The 16,434-nt window shown below is 61.7% G+C and carries 13 protein-coding genes; 9 read left to right on the forward strand and 4 right to left on the reverse strand.

Features of this window, described 5'->3' with window-relative positions:
* Positions 1–7: 7 nt before the first annotated feature.
* Positions 8–2,803, forward strand: a complete 2,796-nt coding sequence (locus tag ABJ363_10015; GenBank protein MEP4379324.1) for an ATP-binding protein — start codon at positions 8–10, stop codon at positions 2,801–2,803.
* 151 nt (positions 2,804–2,954) lie between these two features.
* Here the strand turns inward: ABJ363_10015 and ABJ363_10020 are convergent, their stop codons facing one another.
* From ABJ363_10020 to ABJ363_10030, 3 genes are all read right to left on the reverse strand, one after another.
* Positions 2,955–3,929, reverse strand: a complete 975-nt coding sequence (locus ABJ363_10020) for a crotonase/enoyl-CoA hydratase family protein (protein ID MEP4379325.1) — start codon at positions 3,927–3,929, stop codon at positions 2,955–2,957.
* A 241-nt stretch (positions 3,930–4,170) separates the two neighbouring features.
* Positions 4,171–5,829, reverse strand: a complete 1,659-nt coding sequence (locus ABJ363_10025; GenBank protein MEP4379326.1) for an acyl-CoA dehydrogenase family protein — start codon at positions 5,827–5,829, stop codon at positions 4,171–4,173.
* Between the two features lie 108 nt (positions 5,830–5,937).
* On the reverse strand, positions 5,938–7,167 hold the full coding sequence (locus tag ABJ363_10030; protein MEP4379327.1) for a CoA transferase: 1,230 nt from the start codon (positions 7,165–7,167) through the stop codon (positions 5,938–5,940).
* 221 nt (positions 7,168–7,388) lie between these two features.
* On the opposite strand from ABJ363_10030, the gene ABJ363_10035 reads away from it, so the two are divergent.
* From ABJ363_10035 to ABJ363_10070, 8 genes are all read left to right on the forward strand, one after another.
* On the forward strand, positions 7,389–8,033 hold the full coding sequence (locus ABJ363_10035) for a 4-hydroxy-4-methyl-2-oxoglutarate aldolase (GenBank protein MEP4379328.1): 645 nt from the start codon (positions 7,389–7,391) through the stop codon (positions 8,031–8,033).
* Positions 8,034–8,325: 292 nt separating this feature from the next.
* A complete protein-coding gene (locus ABJ363_10040; GenBank protein MEP4379329.1) occupies positions 8,326–9,438 on the forward strand; it encodes a BMP family ABC transporter substrate-binding protein in 1,113 nt (370 codons plus the stop codon).
* An 88-nt stretch (positions 9,439–9,526) separates the two neighbouring features.
* The gene (locus tag ABJ363_10045) at positions 9,527–10,597 is read left to right on the forward strand and encodes an ABC transporter permease (GenBank protein MEP4379330.1); all 1,071 of its coding nucleotides are present in this window, start codon (positions 9,527–9,529) and stop codon (positions 10,595–10,597) included.
* The gene (locus ABJ363_10050; protein ID MEP4379331.1) at positions 10,594–11,517 is read left to right on the forward strand and encodes an ABC transporter permease; all 924 of its coding nucleotides are present in this window, start codon (positions 10,594–10,596) and stop codon (positions 11,515–11,517) included. Before ABJ363_10045 ends, ABJ363_10050 begins: the two co-directional genes overlap by 4 nt.
* Before the next feature lie 11 nt (positions 11,518–11,528).
* On the forward strand, positions 11,529–12,545 hold the full coding sequence (locus tag ABJ363_10055) for a formamidase (GenBank protein MEP4379332.1): 1,017 nt from the start codon (positions 11,529–11,531) through the stop codon (positions 12,543–12,545).
* A gap of 4 nt (positions 12,546–12,549) precedes the next feature.
* On the forward strand, positions 12,550–13,284 hold the full coding sequence (locus ABJ363_10060) for an isochorismatase family cysteine hydrolase (GenBank protein MEP4379333.1): 735 nt from the start codon (positions 12,550–12,552) through the stop codon (positions 13,282–13,284).
* Between the two features lie 7 nt (positions 13,285–13,291).
* Positions 13,292–14,836 carry an ABC transporter ATP-binding protein gene (locus ABJ363_10065; protein MEP4379334.1) on the forward strand — a complete coding sequence of 515 codons (1,545 nt, stop codon included), beginning with the start codon at positions 13,292–13,294 and terminating at the stop codon, positions 14,834–14,836.
* 14 nt (positions 14,837–14,850) lie between these two features.
* Positions 14,851–15,612: a 5-formyltetrahydrofolate cyclo-ligase gene (locus tag ABJ363_10070; GenBank protein MEP4379335.1), complete on the forward strand. Its 762-nt coding sequence runs from the start codon at positions 14,851–14,853 to the stop codon at positions 15,610–15,612.
* Between the two features lie 38 nt (positions 15,613–15,650).
* On the opposite strand, the gene ABJ363_10075 is transcribed toward ABJ363_10070, so the two are convergent.
* Complete coding sequence (locus ABJ363_10075) at positions 15,651–16,430, reverse strand: cyclase family protein (GenBank protein MEP4379336.1); 780 nt, start codon at positions 16,428–16,430, stop codon at positions 15,651–15,653.
* Positions 16,431–16,434: the final 4 nt, after the last annotated feature.

Here is a 16,434-nt window from a genome sequence, read left to right on the forward strand (position 1 = left end):
CGAGCCCATGACGGATGATTCCCTAGACGACGGGCAGGTTTCCGCTGATACCGGCCCTCAAACGAACAGCCGCCTCGCGCGCCGATTCCGCCTGTCTGCGTTGCTGGTCGCCATATCGACATTTGTCACGGCCGGTGGTTACGCCGCGTTCACGTTGCCGTCGATCGACACAAGCATCCCGCTATGGTGCGCCTATGCGCTGTTTGGGGCACTGCTTCTGGCGCCGAACTGGCTCGCTGCCCATGCGACGGTATTAGGCCTGGATGCTGCGCGTGCGCGCCTTGCCGGTCGCCCGGACAGCGAGCACGAACAGATCCTGCTCCGGGTCGCGCTGGTCGCGATAATCCTCATCTATCTGCACACGCTGGAGGTTTACGTACCGGAAACGGGGAATATTGCATTGTCGGGCGTCGTGATGTCGGCAGGCATGGTGATTTCCTGGCTGTTTCTGATTGCCATATGGCATCGCCCGGCGCCGTCTGTGCCGCGGCGTATCCTGGCGAATGTCGCCGATGTGAGCATCCTCTCCGCGTTGCTCCATCTGAGCCCCCAAGTGATGGCGCCCTGGTACCTGATCTACCTGTGGGTCACCTTCGGCAACGGCTTTCGTTATGGCGAACGTTATCTTTTCGTCTCGGCCGGGATAAGCGCCATCGGGTTTGCCGCCGTCGTGGCGACGACACCGTTCTGGTCGGACAACCTGCTTCTCTCCATCGGTCTTCTGGTCGCACTGCTCGTTCTGCCTGCCTATGTCTCGACCCTGATTACAAAACTCCGGTTGGCGATCGAGTCAGCCGAGGAAGCCAACCGGGCGAAGACACGCTTTCTTGCGGCCATGAGCCATGAACTTCGTACGCCGCTGAACGCCATTATCGGTACGGGTGATCTCCTGCGTGAGACTCCGCTGGATGCCGAACAATATGATATGGCGCGCACCGTCAGGACGGCGGCCCGGAGCCTGTTGTCGCAGGTCAACGAGATTCTGGATTTCTCGAAAATCGAGGCGGGCCGTGTCGATATCGCAGACCGGACATTCGACCTCTACGGCGCGGTGGCCGGAGTCGAGGCCATCATGCGACCGCAGGCGGTCGCCAAGAACATCCGGCTCGATGTCACCGTCGCACCGGCCATTGCCCCGGATTTGATGGGGGACCCCGAGCATATCCAGGAAGTGCTGGTGAACCTTGTGGCGAATGCCGTGAAGTTCACGGAAACCGGAAGCGTCGGTCTTCGGGTCAGCCCGGTCGAGACAACCGCCGACAGCCACCGCCTGCGTTTCGAGGTGGTCGATACGGGAATCGGCATCGCGCAGGACCAGATCGCATCGATTTTTGACAGCTTTAACCAGGCTGACAACTCGATAACTCGACGGTATGGCGGCACGGGGCTCGGCCTGACGATATCGCGCCAACTGGTCGAGCATATGGGCAGCGAGATCCACGTCGAATCCGAGAACGGACGTGGCAGCCGGTTCTGGTTTGACCTGGAATTGCGGCGCGCGCCGCTCGAGGAGGTCGAAGAAGTCACTTTGTCGTTCGATCCCGACCAGGTTTTTCTCCTGTCGCCGGAAATCGAGAAGTTTTCCGGGCTCGACATGGCCATGATGCGCTGGGGCGTCCAGGTCGCCGCCATCGAATCCGCAGACGAGGCGGTGGCGCGACTGTTGAACGGCCTTTCCCGCGGTGCCCGCCGCCCGGTCATACTTCTGGACGCCGGCTGGTCGGAGGCTGAATCCGCGATCACGAAAATCAGGGCGGAATCCGGAGACCGCGAGCCTGTCCTGATTTATCTGACGAGCGCGGATGTCACCCGATCCCACGCATTGCCCGCACCGCTGGCCCGGCTTCGGACGCCGGTCGATGAATCCATGCTGTTCCGCAGTCTTCGTTTGGCGCAGACGATCGTCGGCTCCGCCGGTCACGCCGCGGCGGAAGAAGAGCGAAGCTTGCTGGAACGCAAGGGTGCTATTCGCGATCTCTCGGTGCTCGTCGTCGAAGACAACATCGTCAACCGGAAGGTGATCAACAAGATCCTCACGCGCGCCGGTCATCGCGCTTTCGTCGTCGACAATGGCGATGCGGCACTGGACGCGCTGGACACCAACATTTTCGATGTCGTCCTGATGGACGTGAACATGCCCGGTATCAGCGGACCCGACGCGACCAAACATTACCGGTTTGCCCATATTGACGAGCAGCATCTTCCGATTATTGCGTTGACCGCGGATGCCACCCTGGAGACACGCGAAGAATGTCTGGAGGCAGGCATGGACGCGGTCATCACGAAACCGGTCGAGGCCCGGACACTGCTCGAAATACTCGACGCAATGGTCGCGAAGTATGGCCGGCGCGCAGAAGTCACCGACGAATATGATGAGGAACTGGACTCGGTGCGCCCGAAAATCGTCGCGCATCCCCATTTGAAGGTTGTCGCGGAGGCACCGGTAGATCAACGGGCGATTTCCAGCCTGCGGGCGTTGGGGGGAGACGACACGTTTTTTGCGGGTGTTATCGCCGACTTCCTTATGGATGGTCAGGCGATCATCCAGTCGCTCGATCACGCCATCGATCTCGGCCATGTGGGCAGCGTGCGAGAACATTCGCATGCGCTTCGCAGCAGCGCGGCCCATGTTGGTGCGACCCGGCTGCACTCGGTGACTCGTGATCTCTATGATTTGGGCCCCGAAGAACTCAAGGGGCGGGGGCGCGATTTGCTCGAACTTCTGCGTACCGAATTCGAGGTGGTGCGAGAGGCGCTCGAAGAGGCTGTTGCCTCTGTTGGCGACGCGGACCGGTCACACTAGAAAACTTGATACCTCAATAGTTTGCGACGTTGTCGCGGCGACGCCTGCCGGAGGCGGTGGCAGACGTCGCCTTTTCACATACCCGCGTTCGGACGGAGTCAGACTCCGCCCATCTTCCGGCATCCTGTTGCTGGCATGCCCGGAACTGCGCTTAGCTCTGTTTCGCCCACCGGCGATCCTGCGCAGCGGCAAGTCGCTCCATTCGGCTCAGGTCGTCCTCGCCGATCGACATTGCCGCATCCACCCACACATCGGTAATCTGCGCCATCTCGTCATAGGTTATCGGGTTCACGATGCCGCGCACCTTGTAGATCGACCGGTGAGACACGAACTGACGGCCGTGCTTGATGATGTGGTCATACAGCGCCTGTTCGCCGGTGCCATCCTCGACGACGGCGTCAATCACCCCGGATTCGAGCAACTCGTCGGCGCTGAAAATCTGACCGCTCAGGAGCATGCGCTCCGCCTTGGCCGGATCGATCCGCCGGGCGAGGAACGTGTAGGCACCCATGCCGGGGAACAGGTTGAACAGCACCTCGGGCAGTCCGAATTTCGCGCTTTTCTCGGCGATGATCAGGTTGGACGACAAGGCGGCTTCGAACCCGCCGCCGAGCGCATCACCCTGAACCACCGAGGCCGTGACCAGTGGCAGATCGAGGCTGTCCGAATTGGCATGGATGACATCAATCGACAGGCGGGAATAGCGCTCCAGCGCGTCGCGATCGCGTTCGCGGATTAGTTGCGCGAACAGGGCCAGGTCGCCACCCAGATTGAAGATGCCGGGCATCCGTGAGCTGAGCGCCATATAACGAATCGGCGGGTCGGTCGGGTTGTTATGGGCATCGAAAATCGTCCGCACGAGAGCCTGCAGGCGCTTGATATCATGCATCAGGCCGACGGTGGCGCTGGGACGTGACACGGGCGACATGAAGTACCAGAGAATTCGCTCGTGGATGTCGAATTCGATCGTCAGTTCTTCGTAGGTCTGGGATTCAAGAATTTCCTTGATTTGTTCCGGGGCGAGTGGACCAACCGGCAGTGCCGGCCCGGTCGGCGCGTCGCTGCGCGAGACCGGTGCGTCGTCCACGCGGGACCGAAAATTCGAAACGTTGGTGAGTGTATTCATAATAGCCTCCTCGGATGGAGCACCCAGGGGGTGCTTAAAATATGGTTAATGAAACAACACTGACCATTTAGTGTTTCACTGACAAGGCAGAAGCCTTTTGGTCTCCGGTACTTAGTCCAAAGTATGGGGGCAATAAGGGGCATACTAGTGCGTGTATGAATAGGTAAATAGAACCGTATAAGTAGAGTATTGATCTAAAATTCTCGGCTAAATCGCTGAAATATTATGGAAAATCAGGGGGTCAGGCGGGGCGGTTCGGGCGCCCGAGGAGGCCGCGCGCAATAATACCAGCCTGAATTTCGGCCGCGCCCTCGAAGATGTTCAAGATTCGGGCATCACATAAAACACGGCTGATGTTGTATTCCTCGGCATAGCCATTGCCGCCGTGGATCTGCAGCGCGTTGTCCGCATTCGACCAGGCGACGCGCGCACCGAGGAGCTTCGCCATGCCGGCTTCGATGTCACAGCGCTGATCGGAATCCTTTTGCCGGGCAGCAAAATAGGTGAGTTGGCGGGCCATCATCGTTTCCGTGGCCATCCAGCCAAGTTTGCCGCCGACGCGCGCAAACTCCACGATCGGCTTGCGAAACTGTTCGCGGTCCTGGGCATAGCCAAAACCCAGTTCGAGGGCATTCTGCGCTACCCCGTTGGCGCGCGCCGCCGTCTGGATGCGCGCCGTCTCGAAGCAGGTCATGAGTTGCTTGAAACCATCGCCTTCTCGGCCGCCGAGCAGTCCGTGGGCGGTGACCTCGAACCCGTCGAAGCCGAGTTCATATTCCTTCATGCCGCGATAGCCGAGCACACGAATCTCAGAACCGGTCATGCCGTCAGCGGGGAAGGGGTTGTCTTCCGTGCCGCGCGGCTTGTCCGCAAGGAACATGCTGAGGCCCCGATAGCCGTCATCGTCCGGAGCGGTCCGCGCCATGAGGGTCATCATGTCCGTCCGTGCGGCGTGCGTGATCCAGATCTTGTTCCCCTTCACCCGGTAGACATCGCCTTCGCGCGTCGCGCGCGTGCGAATACGTGCCAGATCCGACCCATGGTTGGGTTCGGTGAAGACCGCCGTCGGCAGGACGGTGCCCGCGGCGATAGGCGCGAGATAGTGGGCCTTCTGGTCCGGCGTGCCGTTGAGGCGGATGAGTTCGGCCGCGATTTCGGACCGCGTGCCGAGCGACCCGACCCCGATATAGCCGCGCGACAATTCTTCCGTGACGACGCACATTGATACCTTGCCCATGCCCAGCCCGCCATCGGCCTCTGGGATGGTCAGGCCGAAGACACCCAGTTCGGCCATGTCCGAAATCACGTCCATCGGAATGAGTTCATCACGCACATGCCAGCCATGGGCATCGGGAGTGACACGTTCGTCGGCAAACCGATGAAACTGATCGGCGATCATCGTGTTGGTTTCGTCGTGGTCGCGATCGCCGAAATCACCGCTGCGATCACGCAGGCATTCCGCGATCGACTGGCGCACGGAAATGGCGTTGCCGCCGGCCATCAGCCGGCGGGCGGCGGCGCCGTTGAAATATTCGCGCTCGTCGAGGCTGAGATCACCGGGCCGGACAAACTCGTCCTGGCTCATGGCGATGCCGTATTTGAGCTGGTTGAGATATGCGCCGAAGCCGGCCGACAGCATCAGGCGCTCCAGATCGCCCAGCCGCCCGACGCTGTCGAGGCGTTCAGCCCAACCCAGCAATTGTTCGAGTGCGGCCGCATAGGTCGCCATCCAGGCAAAACCGTGGACGGCGTATTGATGCTGTTCGAGCAGGGCAGGCTCCACCGGGCCGCCCGGGGCAGCCAGCGCCGCTGCCGCGCGATGCCCGGCATCGCGAAAGGCGAACACATCATCAAGCGATTCCCGGCACAGGCCGAGCAGTTCTTCTGTGGTTTCCGTCATCGTCCTAAAGTCCGCCATGCGCGGACTTGATCCCCGCACCTTGTTCACGGTTTTCATGCGGGTGAAGAGATACCCGGGTCAAGCCCGGGTATGACGAGGGACTATTGATCATCGGGGCCCGGCGACCACGCCGGCGTCATGCAGTTTTCCGATCTCGTTGTCCGACAGGCCAAGCTCGCCGGCGAGGATCGCGTCGGTATGCTCACCCAGCACGGGTGCCCGTGGCACCTCTCGGCGGACGGCGGTGAAATTGTTGGGCGTACCCGGTGCGAGATAGCGGCCGATCCCGGGTTGCTCGATCTCCCGGAATAACGGGTTCTCTGTCGAGGCGCGGGGGTCCTCGGCCACCATCTGCCGGAAGGTCTGATATGGCCCCCAGCAGACATTATGTGTGTCGAACACAGCGCGGATGTCCTCGAGGCCGTGGGCGGCACACCAGGCACCAATATGGACGTTGATGGCATCGCGCGCGGCGAAGCGATGCTCTTCACGTGTGAAGTCCAGATTCAGTTCCGCCTCCAGAGCGGCCATCTCGTCTCCGGTCCCGGTGGCCTCGACCAGCTTCTTCCACTGGGACACCGTGACGGCGATGATCATCACCCGGCGGCCGTCCGACGTGGGGAAGTCACGCCCGTAGCTGCCATAGACGTCGTTGCCGATATTGGGTCGTGACTCGCCGTTGATCTGCACCTCGCCGATGTAGCCGAGATTACCGACGGTGGCGAAGGCCATGTCGGCCAGCGACAACGAGACATACTGGCCCTCGCCGGTGCGCCGCCGATGGCGCTCGGCGCCCAGCAGGCCCGTCGCGGCGGCATAGCCCGTCGAGACATCCCAGCCGGGGAACACATGGTTGACCGGGTCGGTCTCGCCATCCCCGTTTTCTTGAGGCTGCCCGGTCACGAAGGGAAATCCAACCGCGGCGTTGACCGTGTAGTCGACCGCGACGGAACCGTCCGGGTTGCCGATGATGTTGAGTGCGATCAGGTCGTCGCGTTTCGTTTTCAGGGTTTCGTATGAAAGCCAGCCGCGCATCGGGAAGTTGGTGAGCAGAATGCCACGATCCTCACCCGGTTGAGTGATGAGCGCGGTCAGTATCTCCTGGCCCTCGGGCTTGCGGAAATCCACCGCCAGGGAGCGTTTGCCCTTGTTCAGTCCGGCCCAGTAGATCGAGTTGCCGTCGCGGGTAACCGGCCAGCGCCGATAATCGATTCCACCACCGATCATATCGAAACGAATGACATCCGCCCCCATCTGCGCCAGCGTCATGCCCGCGGTCGGGGCCGCGACGAAGGCCGAGCCTTCGATCACGCGCAAACCATCCAAAACGCCGCTCATCGTAAAGGCCGGGCGGGTTTGAAACCCGCCCCTACGGAGTACTGGACAGACGCAGAAAAGCCGTAAGCCACGTCGCAGCCGGATGCAGGGGCGGGTCTGTGACCCGCCCGCTTGATCGGAATTTGCAATCGGATGGTTTTCACACCGTCTCTCTCTATGATCAGCGCGCATTCGGCGTCTACACTACCCGCCCACCATATCATTTATAGGGATAGTCACGCATGGCCCAGCCTGGGGAACTCACACCGGAATTGCTTGCCGAGGCGGCGAAGATCGCGTCCTCGACCATCCACGAGGCCGCGGGGCGCATCGGCGCCCTGCCGTCCGCGATCAAGGCCGTCGCACCCGGCATGAAAATCTGCGGCCCGGCCTTTCCCGTAAAGGGTCCGCCGCTCGACAATCTCGCACTGCATTTCGGCATCGATGAAGCCGAGCCCGGTGACGTAATCATTGCCGATGTCGGCGGACATTATGAGGGCGGCTACTTCGGCGAGGTGATGTGCACGTCGGCCCGCGCGCGCGGGCTCGGTGGGCTCGTGATCGACGGTTGCGTGCGTGACGGCGCGGAGTTGGCGCAGATGGGCTGGCCGGTGTTTTCCCGAGGGCTCGCCATGCGCGGCACCCTGAAGGATTTGAACGGAGATTTCCGGATCAACGAGCGTATCGCCATCGGCGAGGCCATCATCGAGCCTGGCGATCTTGTCGTCGGCGACACGGACGGGGTGGTGGTTATCCCCAAGGCCATGGCAGCGGCGACCATAGAAGCATCGATCGCGCGCGAAGCGAATGAGGCGGAAGCCATGGAAATTCTAGCCAAGGGCGAGACGACCCTGGTGAAAATGCGGGGCTGGACGCGGGGTGGATAACAATATGCTGGCGTCTGGGTGCTTAAAAAGTGATCATGAATCGATCACGGCGCCTTTGTGTTGCACATTAATTAGGCACTTTTGATCCGGTTCAGCATCAGGATGGTGTCGATGAAAAATGAAGTTACTAAATATAACGTATAAACAAAGGGTTATGAGGAAATTCGGACGCAAGCGGTTCTGGCACATGCATTGCTAATGAGTCCTTAAACTGTGCGCGGCCGGCACTCGTCTCCGGCTATCAAAACGATTGTCCGGTCAAACAGTGATCCGGTCACAGAAAGGGAATGACATGTCCAAATTCAAACTATCGCGGCGCGATTTCGTCAAAACTTCGATTGCGGGGGCGGCCGGGCTCAGCGCATTGGGAATGCCGACAATGGCGTCTGCCGCCGGGCTGACGGTGGGCATCGTTTATGTCGGCCCGCGCGATGATTTTGGCTGGAACCAGGCCCATGCCGCCGCCGCGGCGGTGCTGAAAAAGGTTCCCGACGTGACGGTGGTCGAGGAAGAGAGCGTTCCCGAGACGATCGCGGTGGCCAAATCGATGGAATCGATGATCAATCTCGATGGCGCCAAGATGATTTTCGCTACCTCGTTCGGCTACTACAAACCCTTCGTTCTGGATACCGCGGTGAAGCACAAGGATGTCGAGTTTCGCCATGCCGCACCGCTGTGGACCGACGCCGACCCGAAGAATGCGGGTTCCTATTTCGGCTACCTCGACCAGGCCCACTATGTGGACGGCGTCGCGGCGGGTCTTGTGACCAAAACAAACAAACTGGGTTTTGTTGCCGCCAAGCCCATCGGCACGGTGCTGCGCAACATCAACTCGTTCCTGATTGGCGCCCGCAAGGTCAACCCGGACGTGGTCGTCCAGGTGATTTTCACCGGCGAGTGGTCGCTGCCCGTGCGTGAGGCCGAGGCCACCAACGCGCTCGTCAACGCCAATTGCGACGTCATCACCTGCCATGTGGACAGCCCGAAGGTCGTGATCGAGACGGCGGAAGGGCGCGGGGTCAAGACCTGCGGCCATAACGCGTCCCAGGCGCCGTTGGCGCCCAAGGGCTTTATCACCGGTGCGGAGTATAAATGGTCTACCATTTACACCGGTTTTGCCGCCGATCTGGCCGCCGGCAAGGCGCTGCCGAATTTCGTCGGTGCCGGATTTGATCAGGACTTCGTGCAGAACACGGCCTACGGCGCCGGTGCGACCCCCGCGGCTATCGCGGCAGCGGATGCGGCGCGCGCGGAGGTCAAGGCCGGCAAGCCGATCTTCGCCGGCCCGATCAAGAAGCAGGATGGCACGGCGCTCGTCGGCGCAGGCGCGACGTTGGACAATTACGACCCCATGCTCGATCGCACGGACTTCCTGATCGAAGGTGTCATCGGATCGGTCACCTGATTTGGCTGGGCCGGGTTCGCCCGGCCCACGCCACACCCGTTCGGGGCGAGAGACAATCATGACGGAACTGGCCGGGCCCGCATCCGGGATGCAGGGCGAATTGATTTCGCGTCTGAAGCGTTCGGGCGAGTATGTCCTGATGCCCGCGGCGGCGATTCTGATCTCCGGCATCCTGTTTGCGGTATTTCTGCTCTTTCTCGGCAAATCGCCTGTCCAGTTTTATGAACTGCTTTGGCGTGGCGGTTTCGGCACGTCGTTCTCTTGGCAGAACACGCTTATTCGCGCATCCCCGTTCATGCTCACCGCGCTGTGTGTGGCCATCCCCGCGCGGCTCGGAATGGTCGTCATCGGCGGCGAGGGAGCGCTTATCATGGGCGGGTTCGGGGCGGCGGTCGTTGCCATCCCCCTAATCGGCTGGGCGCCGCCGTTCGTGGTGATTGGCACGATGGTGATTGTCTCCGCCATTGCGGGCGGAATCTGGATGGGGATCGTCGGTGCCGTGCGGCATTATCGCGGGGTCAATGAAACCATTTCGAGCCTGCTGCTTTTCTATATCGCGGTCTCGATACTGAATTTCTTTGTCGAGGGCATGCTGCGCGACCCGTCGGACCCCAACAAGCCGTCCACCATGCCGATCGGCAAGGAAAACATGATCGGCAATATTCCCGGCACGGATGTCCACTGGGGCCTGATCGTCGGCATTGTCCTGTGCGTGGTCCTGTACTTCCTGATGAACCGGACGACGTTCGGGTTCGCCGCCCGGATCACCGGCGGCAATCTGCGCGCCGCGCAGGCGCAGGGACTGCCGGTCGGCAAGCTGATCCTGGTCTCTTGTGTCATCGCGGGTGCGGCGGCCGGTCTGGCCGGCTTCTTCGAAGTGGCGGCCATTCACGGCAAGGCGAATGCATCGCTGATTGCAGGCTATGGCTTCACCGGAATTCTTGTCTCCTTCCTGGCGCGCCACAACCCGCTGGTTATCATCCCGATCGCGATATTCCTGGGTGGAATTGCGGCGTCGGGCGGATTGATCCAGCGGCGTATGGACCTGCCGGATGCCACGGTGCTGGTGTTGCAGGGACTGATCTTCGTGGTCCTCTTGGCCTCGGAAACCCTCTATGGACGTTTCAGGGTATTCCAGCTTGAGGATTCGACATCATGAGTGACGGCGGCTCCTTGGCGACGGTCCTGCTGGCGATGTTCGCCGGCGCCATTCGTGTGTCCACGCCCTTTCTCTTCGTGAGCCTCGGTGAATGCCTGACCGAGAAATCCGGCCGCATCAATCTCGGCCTCGAAGGCACCCTCGTGTTCGGTGCGATGACGGGCTATGCGCTCTCGCTGCACACCGGTTCACCCTGGCTGGGCGTCCTGGCCGCCGGCGTCGTCGGCAGCCTGTTCGGAGCAATTCACGGCTATTTGTGCAAGCTCCCCAAGGTCAACGACATTGCCATCGGCATTGCGTTGATGCTGTTCGGCACCGGGACGGCGTTCTTCTTCGGCAAGGCCTACATCCAGCCCCAGGCGGCCCGGTTGCCGTCAATCGAATTCGGCGGCTGGTCGGAAAATCCCGCCATCCAGCAGGCTCTGGAGATCAACCCGCTGTTCATTCTCGGCTTCCTCTTGGCGGTCGCCATGTGGTGGGCGTTCAAGAACACCCGCTGGGGCCTGATCGTACGCACCACGGGCGACAGCACGCCCGCCGCGGTCGCCCTGGGGATCAACGTGGACCTGGTGCGTTTATACGCGACGACGGTGGGCGGGTTTTTCGCCGGAGTCGGCGGGTCGTTCCTGTCCCTGTCGTATCCGGGCAGTTGGACCGAGGGGCTTTCGTCCGGACAAGGGCTGATGGCAGTCGCACTCGTCATCTTCGCGCGCTGGAACCCGTTGGCCTGTTTCCTCGCGGCCATTCTGTTCGGCGCCGCCGGGGCGCTCGGCCCGGCCCTGCAGTCGGTCGGCATCAGTGAGGGCTATCACTTCTTCAATGCGGCACCGTATATTTTGACGCTCGGTATCCTGATCGTCAGCGTATCGCCGAAGCGCTCCCTGCGCGGCGCACCGGCCGAACTCTCGATCACCAAGTAACGGAGGCGATGATGAACGGATTGGGTGGACTGAACAAATCGGCCGAAGGCGTCGTCCTCGGCATGGTCCAGCTTCAGCTCCCGGTGGTTGCCACGCCGGAAGACCTCGCGGCGCAGACCGACGTCATCGTCGAGATGGTGGGCAAGGCGCGGCGCAACCTGCCGACCATGGATCTGGTCGTGTTTCCGGAATATGCCCTGCACGGGCTGTCGATGGACACCAGTGACGAGATCATGTGCAGCCTCGACGGTCCCGAAGTTGCGGCGTTCAAGGCGGCGTGCGCAGAGCACGACATCTGGGGCTGCTTCTCGATCATGGAACGCAACCCCGGCGGCAATCCCTACAATTCCGGTCTGGTGATCGACAATCATGGCGAGCTGCAACTCTACTATCGCAAGCTCCACCCATGGGTGCCTGTCGAGCCATGGGAGCCGGGCGATATCGGCATCCCGGTGATCGACGGCCCGAAGGGGGTGAAGCTCGCCCTGATCATCTGCCATGACGGGATGTTCCCCGAAATGGCCCGCGAATGCGCCTACAAGGGCGCGGAGATCATGATCCGCACGGCGGGCTATACAGCGCCGATCCGCGACAGCTGGCGGTTTACCAATCAGGCCAACGCGTTTCAGAACCTCATGGTCACCGCCAATGTGTGCATGTGCGGCACCGACGGCAGTTTCGATTCCATGGGCGAGGGGATGATCGTCAACTTCGACGGCACGGTTCTCGCCCACGGCACGAACGGCCGTGCGAACGAAATCATCACCGCCGAGGTGCGGCCCGACCTGGTGCGCGAAGCGCGGCTGGGATGGGGTGTGGAGAACAACATCTATCAGCTCGGCCATCGCGGCTATGTGGCGGTGAAAGACGGTGCGCAGGACTGCCCCTACACCTTCATGCAGGATCTTGTTGCAGGCGAATATGCATTGCCCTGGGAGGGCGAGGTTGCCGTGACCGACGGCACGTCCTGTGGTTTCGATGCCCCGACCCGGGTATATGGCGCCAAGGTCGATGAGGCGGCGGAGTAGCGGTATGAGCGCCAGCAGCCAATCCGACGAACAGGTGGCCTCGAACGAGGGGCCGGTCGCGGCCGACCCCTATCCCTGGCCCTTCGACGGTGATCTGCGCCCGGCGAATACCGCATTGCTGATCATCGACATGCAGACCGATTTTTGCGGCGTCGGCGGTTACGTGGATTCCATGGGTTACGACCTGTCGCTCACGCGCGCGCCGGTCGAGCCCATCTCGCGGGTGCTGTCGGCGATGCGCGGCGCGGGTTTTCATATTCTCCATACCCGCGAGGGCCATCGCCCCGATCTGGCCGACCTGCCGGCCAACAAGCAATGGCGTTCGCGCCGCATCGGTGCCGGGATCGGCGATATCGGCCCGTGCGGGCGTGTGCTTGTGCGCGGTGAGCCGGGCTGGGAAATCATCCCCGAGCTGGCGCCGCTGCCCGAAGAGGCGGTGATCGACAAGCCGGGGAAAGGCTCCTTCTACGCCACCGATCTGGAGCTCATTCTGCACACGCGCGGCATTCGCAATATCGTGCTGACGGGGATCACGACAGACGTCTGTGTGCACACGACGATGCGTGACGCGAATGATCGCGGCTTCGAATGCCTGCTGCTGGAAGATTGTTGCGGCGCGACCGATCGCGGCAATCACGATGCGGCGATCCACATGATCAAGATGCAGGGCGGCGTTTTCGGCGCCGTTTCAAACAGCACAGACTATCTGGCCGCGCTTGACCGCGCCGGTCTGGCATGAGGGCGGTATGACATCCACGGCGGAAATCGAACGGGAACCGCGCGGCATCGGGGTCGAGACCTTCGTGATGACGAAGAAGTTTGGTTCCCTGGTGGCCCTCGACGATGCGTCCATCAAGGTGCGGCCGGGCAGCTTTCATGCGCTTCTCGGAGAGAATGGCGCCGGCAAGTCGACCCTCGTGAAATGCATCATGGGAGTCTACAAGCCGACGTCCGGCCAGATCATGGTCGATGATCATGAAGTTGAAATCGCGAGCCCGCGCGACGCCCATGCACTCGGCCTCGGCATGGTCTATCAGCATTTTACGCTGGTGCCCTCGCTGACGGCGGCAGAGAATCTCGTGATAAGCCGCGCCCATGTCCCGGCCGTCGTGAACTGGAACGCCGAACATGCAGCGCTCGCCGCGTTTCTCGAGACCACGCCCTTTCAGGTGCCGCTCGATGTGCCGGTTTCGGGCCTGTCGGCTGGTGAAAAGCAGAAGCTGGAAATCCTCAAGCAGCTCTATCTCAACCAGCGCTTTCTCATTCTCGACGAGCCGACATCGGTCCTGACCCCCGACGAGGCCGACGAAATTCTCGGTTTGCTCAAGGGCCTCACGGATTCCGGTGAACTCACGATCCTGATGATCACCCACAAATTTCGCGAGGTCACGGCCTATGCCGATGACGTCACGGTTTTGCGCGCCGGCAAGATGGTCGGGTCCCATCGGGTGGCTGATATCACGGTCGAAGATATGAGCCACATGATGATCGGGGATACGGAATTGCGCCAGGCCGCGGCGCGCACGCCCACCCCCGAGGACGCACCCGTGGTGCTGGAACTTGTCGATGTGGCAGCGGAGGACGATGAAGGCCTGTCCGCGCTCCGTGACATCAGCCTTGCGGTGCGAGCCGGCGAGATCGTGGGAATTGCCGGCGTGTCGGGAAACGGGCAATCCGAACTGGTAGAGGTGCTGTCCGGCCAGCGCGAACTCGGGGGCGGCGCGCTTCGGGTACATGACGAAAACTATTCCCCGATGCGCCAGCAGATGGATGCCTTCAAGGTGTTCGGCCTGTCGGAAGAACCTCTGCGCAATGTCGCCGTGCCCAATATGACCGTGGCCGAGAACATCGCGTTTCGCTCGTTCGACAAGAACCCGATCGCGTCGGGCGCTGGCTGGCTCAAACCGAGCCATATGCGCCGGCAGGCACGGGGGTTGATCGCAGACTACCGGGTCAAAACGCCGTCGACGGACGAGCGGATCGAGAATCTGTCAGGCGGCAACGTGCAGCGCGCGGTGCTGGCGCGAGAACTGTCGGGCGACGTGGATATCCTGATCGTCGCGAACCCGTGCTTCGGCCTCGATTTCGCGAGTGTGGCCGAGATACGCGCCCAGATCATCGATCAGCGCAATCGCGGCGCGGCGGTGCTTCTGATTTCCGAGGATCTCGATGAAATCCTCGAACTGGCCGACCATGTGGGCGTCATGCTCGAAGGCGCGATTGAATACACGTCACCCATCGGTGAGACGGATCGCAGGACGATCGGTCACGCGATGGCGGGTGGCGAATGAACGGGAAAAGATCGATGAACGAAAAAGCACGCTGGGCGGGCCGCAACGAGACCAAGGATGAGGTGCGCGGTGCGGTCTGGGATGATCTGGTGGAAACGGGTGTGAATGTCGGCCCGTCCCATAGCCGTATTCCGAATTTCGCGGGGGCCGACCTGGCGGCGCTGAACCTGTCGCAAGTTCCTGCCTGGCAGGCGGCACGCATCGTGAAGTGCAACCCTGATCCCCCGCAAATCCCCGTGCGTTTGCGCGCGCTGTATGAGGGCAAGATTGTCTATGCGCCGATCCCCGAGTTGATCGAGGGTGTGCCGTTTGTGCGCCTGGACCCGGCTGTGCTCGAAGCCAAGGGTGTCAGCTTCGAACTCGCGGCAACGAGCCAGGGGTTCCAGACCCATGGCGAACTCGTCGAGTTTGAAGACATGGAGCCGCTCGATTTCGTGGTTGTCGGTTGCGTGGCTGTTACGCGCGCGGGCGGGCGCACTGGCAAGGGCGGCGGGTTCGCCGATCTCGAGCTGGGCATCTTCCGTGAACTGGGGAAGGTCAGCCCGGACACCGAGATCGCGACGACCGTGCATTCGAGCCAGGTCGTTGATGATTCGCGGGTGTTGATGGTGGCCCATGATTCAGCGCTCCACTGGATCGCGACCGAGGCCGGGCTGATCGAGACACGCACCGAATTTCCCCAGCCGACCGGTGTGGCCTGGGACAAGGTGCAGCCCGATCAGTATCGCGACATTCCGTTCCTTGAAACCTTGCGCGACCGCATCAAGGGCTCTTGATCGCAGCCGGCTTCCGACTCGTATAATGGGCGCGCTTTTTACCCGAATAACGCCACGGCCCGGGTCCAACCGGCCGTGCCGCCACGAATTTTAGTGGGGAAGCAGGCGACGATGAATCCGTTGTCGGGCAGCTCTTCGAGATGCTGCAGCTTCTCTATCTGGCAGTAAGGCTCCTCGATCCCGGCATAGTGGCCCTCCCAGATGATTGAGGCGTCCTTCGTTTCGGCCCAGCGTTCGGCCGTGTGTTTGAAGGGCGCGTCCCATGTCCACGCATCGGTGCCACACACCCGTACACCCCGTGAGGTGAGATACAAGGTGGCCTCGCGGCCCATGCCGCAGCCATGGTCGATATAGTCGTCCCGGCCATAGGCCGCTGCGGCCGAGGTGTTCACCAGCACGATATCCAGCGGCTGCAGGTCGTGGCCGATGCGCGCCAGCTCGGCCTCGATGTCGGCCTCGGTCACCAGGTAGCCGTCGTCGAAATGGCGGAAGTCGAACTTCACGCCGGGCCGCATGAACCAGTCGAGCGGCATCTCGTCGATCGAGGGCATCGGATCGCCGTTCTTGTCGACCGGGTGATAATGCAACGGCGCGTCCACATGGGTGCCGTTATGGGTGGCGAGCGTGATCGTCTCGTAGGCGGACGACAGCCCGCCCGGCAGTTCCGCCGGGTCGAGGCCGGGATAGAGCTTCTGCAGCCGGTCCAGATTGTCGCCATGCTCCATCATGGAAACCTTCGGGCGCATGGCCGGCGGATCGACGATGATCTCGTCATCGAGGGCCATGGAGATATCGACGATTCGGGTGGGGATCTGCATGGCG

It is taken from the genome of Alphaproteobacteria bacterium, assembly GCA_039980135.1.
Classification (GTDB): Bacteria; Pseudomonadota; Alphaproteobacteria; order UBA6615; family UBA6615; genus UBA8079.

Bases quoted from the DNA above. Each gene is read 5' to 3' on its own strand.
- ABJ363_10030 (MEP4379327.1), bottom strand. From the start codon at position 7,167: ATGAGCGGCGTTTTGGATGGTTTGCGCGTGATCGAAGGCTCGGCCTTC.
- ABJ363_10070 (MEP4379335.1), top strand. From the start codon at position 14,851: ATGAACGAAAAAGCACGCTGGGCGGGCCGCAACGAGACCAAGGATGAG.
- ABJ363_10045 (MEP4379330.1), top strand. From the start codon at position 9,527: ATGCAGGGCGAATTGATTTCGCGTCTGAAGCGTTCGGGCGAGTATGTC.
- ABJ363_10075 (MEP4379336.1), bottom strand. From the start codon at position 16,430: ATGCAGATCCCCACCCGAATCGTCGATATCTCCATGGCCCTCGATGAC.
- ABJ363_10060 (MEP4379333.1), top strand. From the start codon at position 12,550: ATGAGCGCCAGCAGCCAATCCGACGAACAGGTGGCCTCGAACGAGGGG.
- ABJ363_10035 (MEP4379328.1), top strand. From the start codon at position 7,389: ATGGCCCAGCCTGGGGAACTCACACCGGAATTGCTTGCCGAGGCGGCG.
- ABJ363_10040 (MEP4379329.1), top strand. From the start codon at position 8,326: ATGTCCAAATTCAAACTATCGCGGCGCGATTTCGTCAAAACTTCGATT.
- ABJ363_10055 (MEP4379332.1), top strand. From the start codon at position 11,529: ATGAACGGATTGGGTGGACTGAACAAATCGGCCGAAGGCGTCGTCCTC.
- ABJ363_10020 (MEP4379325.1), bottom strand. From the start codon at position 3,929: ATGAATACACTCACCAACGTTTCGAATTTTCGGTCCCGCGTGGACGAC.
- ABJ363_10025 (MEP4379326.1), bottom strand. From the start codon at position 5,829: ATGACGGAAACCACAGAAGAACTGCTCGGCCTGTGCCGGGAATCGCTT.
- ABJ363_10065 (MEP4379334.1), top strand. From the start codon at position 13,292: ATGACATCCACGGCGGAAATCGAACGGGAACCGCGCGGCATCGGGGTC.
- ABJ363_10015 (MEP4379324.1), top strand. From the start codon at position 8: ATGACGGATGATTCCCTAGACGACGGGCAGGTTTCCGCTGATACCGGC.
- ABJ363_10050 (MEP4379331.1), top strand. From the start codon at position 10,594: ATGAGTGACGGCGGCTCCTTGGCGACGGTCCTGCTGGCGATGTTCGCC.